Origin of the sequence: Paenibacillus zanthoxyli JH29 (assembly GCF_000520715.1) — a bacterium.
Lineage (GTDB): Bacteria > Bacillota > Bacilli > Paenibacillales > Paenibacillaceae > Paenibacillus_AQ > Paenibacillus_AQ zanthoxyli.
Window position 1 is genome coordinate 1 of sequence record NZ_ASSD01000604.1, and the last position, 2,166, is coordinate 2,166.

Consider the following 2,166-nt stretch of genomic DNA (forward strand, 5'->3'; position numbering starts at 1 on the left):
GAGGCTCGTCTGGGCAAGCCGTACCGTTTGGTTACGGTCATGCTTCGGGATTGGAATGAAGCCTCCGCGAAATCGGCGCAGCCTGCGCCGAAGGAAGAACTTCGCCTGGAACATGAACATGAGACTGGAGAAGCCGCCAAGGAACCTTGGATTGACGAGGCCGTTCAGCTTTTTGGTGAAGACCTCATTGTCATCAAAGATTAACCCGCAGCATATCAATCGCGCAGGTTGCGCGCATTAACAAGGAGAGATAACAAATGAACAATATGAACCAAATGATGAAGCAAGTCAAAAAAATGCAGGAGCAGATGCTGAAAGCCCAAGAAGAGCTTGGCAACAAAACGGTGGAAGGCTCCTCCGGCGGCGGAGTCGTAACTGTTCAGGTTAACGGACACAAGAAATTGCTGTCCATCGAAATCAAGCCGGAAGCAGTAGACCCGGAAGATGTGGAAATGCTCCAGGATTTGGTTCTTACGGCAGTGAATGACGCTCTGACCAAAGCGGAAGAACTGGCCAGCTCGGATATGGGCAAATTTACTGGAGGCATGAAGATTCCGGGCCTGTTCTAATAAGTTGAAGGCTTAAGTTAAACATAAAGGAGATATTTTATTGTATTACCCCGAACCGCTTGCCAAGCTGATCGATGCTTTTACGCGTTTGCCGGGAATCGGCCCCAAGACGGCCGCGCGGCTTGCGTTTCATGTGCTGAACATGAAAGAAGACGAGACGATTGATTTTGCCAAAGCGCTCGTCAGCGTAAAACGCAATCTTCACTATTGCTCGGTCTGCTGCAATATTACCGATACCGACCCGTGCCGGATTTGCCAGGACAAAACGCGCGACGCCTCGGTCATTTGCGTGGTGCAGGATTCCAAGGATCTTGTCGCCATGGAGCGGACCAAAGAATTCAATGGGTATTATCATGTGCTGCAGGGCGCTATCTCCCCAATGGAGGGCGTCGGACCCGACGATATCCGGTTAAAGGAACTGCTTACACGGCTCAGTGATGAAAGAGTGCAGGAGCTTATTCTTGCTACAAATCCCAATATCGAGGGAGAAGCGACGGCGATGTATATTTCCCGGCTTGTCCGTCCGTTTGAAGTTAAAGTAACAAGGATCGCTCATGGTTTGCCTGTTGGCGGCGATCTCGAATATGCCGATGAGGTCACCTTGTCCAAGGCGCTGGAGGGCCGGCGCGAGCTTTTTTAATGCTATAGCCGCATTTAGAGACAGAAGTCCGTCAAGGGCTTCTTTTTTTATGGAATTTTTAAGAGATCCGTATCCGTCAATGAGAACGTGCCACTTCCTGGTTCTAAGTTTGTCCTTGTTTCGATATGTATGAGAATGTACGGAAATCAACTTTATCCGTCATAGACAATTCATTACAAAGGAGGAATGAAGATGGGCTGGTGGAGCGGGCGGCTTCGGAAGAATGGCAACGGACCGGGGGAAGATCAAGATGAGAGTTGGGATGTGTTTACCGATGTGAGGAAGGCTCAAATGGAATGGGAAAGAGCTCATCTGATGTTTGACGAAGCAGTCGGTCAGGACCAGATTGATTACGCCATTTATATTTTGGAGGCCGCGGAGCGAAAATATCAAATTCACCTGAAGCATGCCAAAAGAATTGGACTAAAGAGCAATCAGTTATAAGAACCGTTCGAAGATGAGGAGGCAGCGGCAATGAGAATAATAGCGGCAATCATACTGATACTATCCGTAGTTCTACTAGTGGCAGTCGTGTTTAAAAAAAGACTGGGCTGGGGGTGGCTGGGCCTTTTTGGCTCCCACCTGATCCTGGCCGCAGTGGGGCTGTACATCGTCGATTTCACTCAATTGGCAGGAACGGTGTACATTCCGCTGAACCCGGTGACGATAGGAACCGTATCTGTTCTAGGTCTACCAGGAGTGGCCATGCTTGTAGGTTTAAAAATTACCTTATTTGGGTAGTTGACGCGGATTCGCGTTATGTGATACATTAATATTCGGCTCTTCGGACAACATATTGAACAGTCAATTATCGAAAAGCGAATTGAAAAAGAAAAATAAAAAAACGCTTGACGATAACAAATAACCTGTGATATATTATAAAGGTCGCTGCGTGAGGCGCGGTGATGCACTGAAAGAGACATTGATCTTTGAAAACTGAACAACGAGTGAGTGGGA

4 protein-coding genes and 1 pseudogene are annotated in these 2,166 nt (G+C 48.1%); all 5 read left to right on the top strand.

Annotation, left to right across the window (positions count from 1 at the left end):
• A pseudogene (locus L691_RS33130) lies at nt 1-204 on the top strand (DNA polymerase III subunit gamma/tau); the annotation flags it as partial.
• 53 nt (nt 205-257) lie between these two features.
• Nucleotides 258-569: a YbaB/EbfC family nucleoid-associated protein gene (locus L691_RS0123390; RefSeq protein WP_025692709.1), complete on the top strand. Its 312-nt coding sequence runs from the start codon at nt 258-260 to the stop codon at nt 567-569.
• A 40-nt stretch (nt 570-609) separates the two neighbouring features.
• Nucleotides 610-1,209 (top strand): recombination mediator RecR, encoded by a 600-nt coding sequence (gene recR, locus L691_RS0123395; protein WP_025692710.1) that lies wholly within the window; start codon nt 610-612, stop codon nt 1,207-1,209.
• Nucleotides 1,210-1,395: 186 nt separating this feature from the next.
• A complete protein-coding gene (locus L691_RS29930; protein ID WP_036737928.1) occupies nt 1,396-1,653 on the top strand; it encodes a DUF2508 family protein in 258 nt (85 codons plus the stop codon).
• 30 nt (nt 1,654-1,683) lie between these two features.
• Nucleotides 1,684-1,950, top strand: a complete 267-nt coding sequence (locus tag L691_RS0123405; protein ID WP_025692711.1) for a pro-sigmaK processing inhibitor BofA family protein — start codon at nt 1,684-1,686, stop codon at nt 1,948-1,950.
• The last annotated feature ends 216 nt before the right edge of the window (nt 1,951-2,166 follow it).